The organism is Stenotrophomonas testudinis, assembly GCF_024499815.1.
Taxonomy (GTDB): domain Bacteria; phylum Pseudomonadota; class Gammaproteobacteria; order Xanthomonadales; family Xanthomonadaceae; genus Stenotrophomonas.
Genome location: NZ_JAMOKY010000072.1, coordinates 1 through 5,120 on the forward strand (window position 1 = coordinate 1; position 5,120 = coordinate 5,120).

The window sequence follows — 5,120 nt, forward strand, 5'->3', positions numbered from 1 at the left end:
AACTAGCCGACCAACCACCCGCGGGTTATTTAAGGTATCACTTACACCGCTTATTTGTGACCGCGCCGTGGTTAGGGCCGCCCGGGGGCCGGATTGGGGGGTTTGCCGGCCAGCGGCCGACACTACCCGGGCTCCTGCGCACGGGATACACAACGACACCTAATTGCGAGCCATTCTCATTAATGCTGTAATGGGGAGTCTTCACCCGCCCCGAAAAACGCCGTGAGCCGTCCTGCCTCTTCCGCCGTGCAGCAGCAACAAAGCCGTGGCTTCTGGCTGCGTACGCTGCACCAGTGGCACTGGATCAGCTCGGCGGTGTGCCTGATCGGCATGCTGCTGTTCGCGGTCACCGGCCTGACCCTGAACCACGCGGCGAAGATCGAAGCCAAACCGCAGGTGCAGAACCAGAAACTGGAATTGCCGGCCGATCTGCTGGGCGCGCTGGGTGACCGCGAAGAAGGCAACGCGCCGATTCCGCTGCCGGCCCGGCAATGGCTGGATGCGCAGCTGGACATCGGCATCGGCGGGCGCCTCGCCGAATGGTCGCCGGAAGAGGTTTACCTGTCGCTGCCGCGCCCCGGCGGCGACGCCTGGCTGAGCATCGACCGCGAAAGCGGTGCGGTGGAATTCGAATCGACCTCGCGCGGCGTGGTGTCCTACCTCAACGACCTGCACAAGGGCCGCAATGCCGGCCCGGCGTGGAGCTGGTTCCTGGACCTGTTCGCGGTGGCCTGCCTGGTGTTCTGCATCACCGGCCTGTTCCTGCTGCACCTGCATGCGCGGCAGCGGCGCATGACCTGGCCGCTGGTGGGCCTGGGCCTGATGATCCCGCTGCTGATCGCCCTGTTGCTGATCCACTGACTTCCATCCGTTCCCTCCGGAGCCGCCCCATGCGCGTCACCCTCACCATCGCCCTAAGCGGCCTGCTGGCCACCTCGCCGGCCTATGCGGCCACCCTCGACATCAACGTCGAAGTGCCCAAGCTCAACGTCGCCGAATACCACCGCCCCTATGTGGCCGTGTGGCTGGAAGGCGCCGATCAGAAGGTCGCCGCCAACCTGTCGGTCTGGTACCAGCAGACCGGCAACAGCGAAGGCCATGGCAGCAAGTGGCTGCCCGACCTGCGCCAGTGGTGGCGCAAGAGCGGCCGCACCCTGCAGGTCCCGGTGGATGGCGTGACCGGCCCGACCCGCCCGGCCGGCAAGCACGCGCTGTCCTTCACCGACCAGCAGCCGGCGCTGAAGCAGCTGGTCCCGGGCAGCTACACCCTGGTGGTGGAAGCCGTGCGCGAAGTCGGCGGCCGCGAACTGCTGAAGATCCCCTTCACCTGGCCGGCCACCGCCGCGCAGAACGGCAAGGCGCAGGGCGCCACCGAACTGGGCCAGGTCACTCTGGCCGTCAAGCCGTAACTGCATGGCCGGGGTCGGATCCCTTCCGCAGGAAGGGCTCTGACCCCATCGCCCTATCCCTCGGGGTCAGAGCCCTTTCCGTTGGAAAGGGATCCGACCCCTTCCAACTGGAGTCTTCCGCATGAAGCGCACGCTCGTCCTAGCCGCCGCCCTGGCCGCTGCCCTTCCGTTCTCCGCCCTGGCCCACAAGGCCTGGCTGCTGCCCTCGCAGACCGTCATCGCCGGCAACGCGCCGTGGATCACCGTCGACGGCGCCGTCTCCAACGACCTGTTCTATTTCAACCACGTGCCGCTGCGCCTGGAATCGCTGGTCATCACCGCCCCGGACGGCAGCAGCGTGCAGCCGCAGAACGCGGCGACCGGCAAGTACCGCAGCGTGTTCGACCTCGAGCTGAAGCAGCAGGGCACCTACCGCATCGCCTCGGTCAATGACGGACTGTTCGCCACCTACGAGCAGAACGGCGAGCGCAAGCGCTGGCGCGGCACCGCCGCCAGCTTCGGCGAACTGCCCAAGGATGCGAAGAAGCTTGAAGTGAGCCAGTCGGTGGGCCGCGTGGAAACCTTTGTCACCAACGGCGCGCCGAACGACACCGCGCTGAAGCCGACCAACCGCGGCATCGAACTGGTGGCCGTGGGCCATCCGAACGATCTGTTCGCCGGCGAGGAAGCCACCTTCCGCGTGCTGGTGGATGGCAAGCCGACCGCCGGCCTCGAATTCGAGATCGTGCGTGGCGCCACCCGCTACCGCAACGCGCAGGACGAGCTGAAGCTGACCAGCGACGCCAAGGGCGAGATCAAGGTGACCTGGCCGGAAGCCGGCATGTACTGGCTGGAAACCGGCACCGAAGACAACAAGACCTCGGTGAAGCAGGCCGCCAAGCGCCGCCTGAGCTACGTCGCCACCCTGGAAGTGCTGCCGCAATGACGTGGACCGCGGTGCCGGGCCCGTCCCGGCATCGCGCCTGCAACGCCCGCCATGACCGATTCCCTGCTCGACATCGCCCGCCTCGGCGGCACCACCATGGGCACCACCTGGAGTGTGTCGCTGGTGGCGCCTCGCCAGCGCGACCTGCACCCGCTGCACGCCGGCATCCAGGCGCGCCTGGATGAGGTGGTCGCACAGATGAGCACCTGGGAAGCCGGCTCAGATCTGGGCCGCTACAACCGCGCCGACGCGGGCCAATGGTGCCTGCTGCCGGCCGAAACCCGCCATGTACTGGCCGCCGCGCAGGCGATTGCCACTGCCAGTGAGGGCGCCTTCGATCCCACCCTGGGCCCGCTGGTCGCGCTCTGGGGCTTCGGTGCACAGGCCGGCCCGCGCCGCGTGCCCGACGCCGCCACCCTGCAGGCCACCCGCGCCCGCTGCGGCTGGCAGCACCTGCAGTGGCGCGATGATGCGCTGCTGCAACCCGGCGGCCTGGAACTGGATCTCTCTGCGATTGCGAAAGGCTTCGGTGTCGACCACGTCGCCGCCTGGCTGCGCGCACAGGGCATCACCGCTGCGCTGATCGAAGTGGGCGGCGAACTGGCCGGCTACGGCCGCAAGCCCGATGGGCAACCGTGGCGCGTGCTGGTGGAATCGGCACCGGAAGAAGACGCGCACACCGACACGCCGCCGCGCGTGCTGGCACTGGATGGCAAGGCCGTGGCCACCTCGGGCGACCGCTGGCACCAGTACCGGGCCGATGGCCAGGCCTACAGCCACAGCCTGGACCCGCGCAGCGGCATGCCGGTGCGCCAGGTCGCCGCCGCCGTCACCGTGGTGGCCGACGATGCGATGCATGCCGATGCCTGGGCCACGGCGCTGACCGTCCTCGGCCGCGAACAGGGCCTGGCCCTCGCCGAGCGCGAAGGCCTGGCTGCACGCTACCTGGAACGGGCCATCGATGGCCCGCGCGAAACCCTCAGCAGCGCCTTCCAGCGCCTGCTCGACGAGCAGGCCGCATGAGCCCCCGGCCGTCGCGCGCCGTACTCGGCAACCTGATCGTGATGGTGCTGCTGGCCGTGGCCGGCTACGCACTGCTGCGCCTGCACCTGGGCGAAACCTGGTGGCAGGGCGCACCGCCTGCGCGGCATTGGCAGGGCGCGCTGCTGGCGACGGCGCTGTACGCGCTGGCCTGCACCGTACTGTGGTGGCGCGGCCGCCCGCGCGATGACGCCGCCCGCGGTGATGTCACACCGCTGCTGCTGGTGTGGTCCAGCCAGACCGGCTTCGCCCGCGAACTGGCCGAACGCAGCGCCGAGGCTTTGCGCGCCGCCAGCCTGCCGGTGCGCGCGCGCGGCCTGCACGAAGTCGACGCCGCACTGCTGGCGCAGAGCCAGCGTGCACTGTTCATCGCCAGCACCACCGGCGAAGGCGATGCCCCCGACCACGCCCTGCCCTTCCTGCGCCGGGTGATGAGCACCTCGCCCACGCTGGGCCACCTGCAGTTCGGCGTGCTCGCGCTGGGCGACCGCAGCTATGGCCACTTCTGTGCGTTCGGCCACCAGCTCGACGACTGGCTGCGCCAGCACGGCGCGCACCCGATGTTCGATGCAATCGAAGTCGACAACGCCGATCCTGCAGCGCTGCGCCACTGGCAGCAGCTGCTGGGGCAGATCGGCGGCGGCGCCAGCGAACTGCCCGACTGGAGCCCGGCCGACTACCAGCCGTGGCCGCTGCTGCAGCGCGAACACCTCAACCCCGGCAGCCTCGGCGGGCCGGTGTACTGGTTGCGCCTGCAGCCACCGGCCGGCAGCGATGCGCAGTGGCAGGCCGGCGATATCGCCGAAATCGGCCCGCAGCACGCCGCGGCCAGCACGCGCGACTGGCTGCGCGAACGCGACTTCAATCCGGAGCTGCCGCTGGACGATGGCCGCCCCCTGCTGGATCGCGTCGTGCGCTCGCACCTGCCCAGCCTGGTGGCGCCCGGCGACCTGCCCGGGCTGCTGGCTGCACTGCAGCCGCTGCCGCACCGCGAGTATTCGATTGCCTCGGTGATGGCCGATGGCGCGCTGGAACTGCTGCTGCGCCGCCAGCTGCGCGCCGACGGCACGCCCGGCATCGGCAGTGGCTGGCTGTGCGACCACGCCGTGCTGCACGAACCGGTGCAGCTGCGCCTGCGCCGCAACCAGAATTTCCACGGCGTGGCCGCCGAGGTGCCGCTGCTGCTGATCGGCAACGGTACCGGCATCGCCGGCCTGCGGGCGCACCTGCACGAGCGCGCCCGCACGGGCGCGCGACGCACCTGGCTGCTGTTCGGCGAACGCTCGGCCGCACACGATTTCCATTTCGGCGACGAGCTGCAGGCGATGCTGTCCGACGGCACGCTGGCACGGCTGGATGCGGTGTTCAGCCGTGATGGCGGCGCGCACCGTTACGTGCAGGACCGCCTGCTGGCCGAGGCCACGACGCTGCGGCAGTGGGTGGAGGAAGGCGCCACGATCCTGGTCTGCGGCAGCCTGCAGGGCATGGCCCCGGCGGTGGACGCGGTGATCGAGCAGGTGCTCGGCGCCGACGGCAAGGAAGCGCTGCTGCTGGCCGGTCGTTACCGGCGCGACGTGTATTGACCCACCGATCGGGGGGGGGGGGGGGGGGGGGGGGGGGGGGGGGGGGGGGCGCCCCCCGCCCCCCCGGGGGGGCCCCCCCCCCCCCCCCGGGGGTTTGGGGGGGCGCCCCCCCCCCCCCCCCCCCCCCCCCCCCCCCCCCGCCGCCCCGGTTCTCTAGAACTT

5 protein-coding genes are annotated in these 5,120 nt (G+C 70.4%); all 5 read left to right on the top strand.

The genetic code is table 11. The features are described 5' to 3' along the window. Positions 1-222: 222 nt before the first annotated feature. The 5 genes from NQ204_RS19470 to NQ204_RS19490 all read left to right on the top strand — a co-directional run bounded on the left by NQ204_RS19470 (position 223) and on the right by NQ204_RS19490 (position 4,958). Positions 223-861: a PepSY-associated TM helix domain-containing protein gene (locus NQ204_RS19470; protein ID WP_256644692.1), complete on the top strand. Its 639-nt coding sequence runs from the start codon at positions 223-225 to the stop codon at positions 859-861. 29 nt (positions 862-890) lie between these two features. Further along, complete coding sequence (locus NQ204_RS19475; RefSeq protein ID WP_256644693.1) at positions 891-1,409, top strand: DUF2271 domain-containing protein; 519 nt, start codon at positions 891-893, stop codon at positions 1,407-1,409. 121 nt (positions 1,410-1,530) lie between these two features. After that, positions 1,531-2,334, top strand: coding sequence for a DUF4198 domain-containing protein (locus NQ204_RS19480; protein ID WP_256644694.1), 804 nt, complete (start codon positions 1,531-1,533; stop codon positions 2,332-2,334). Positions 2,335-2,385: 51 nt separating this feature from the next. Continuing rightward, positions 2,386-3,357 (top strand): FAD:protein FMN transferase, encoded by a 972-nt coding sequence (locus NQ204_RS19485; RefSeq protein ID WP_256644695.1) that lies wholly within the window; start codon positions 2,386-2,388, stop codon positions 3,355-3,357. Beyond that, positions 3,354-4,958, top strand: coding sequence for a sulfite reductase subunit alpha (locus NQ204_RS19490; protein ID WP_256644696.1), 1,605 nt, complete (start codon positions 3,354-3,356; stop codon positions 4,956-4,958). The genes NQ204_RS19485 and NQ204_RS19490 overlap by 4 nt, the downstream gene beginning before the upstream one ends. Positions 4,959-5,120: the final 162 nt, after the last annotated feature.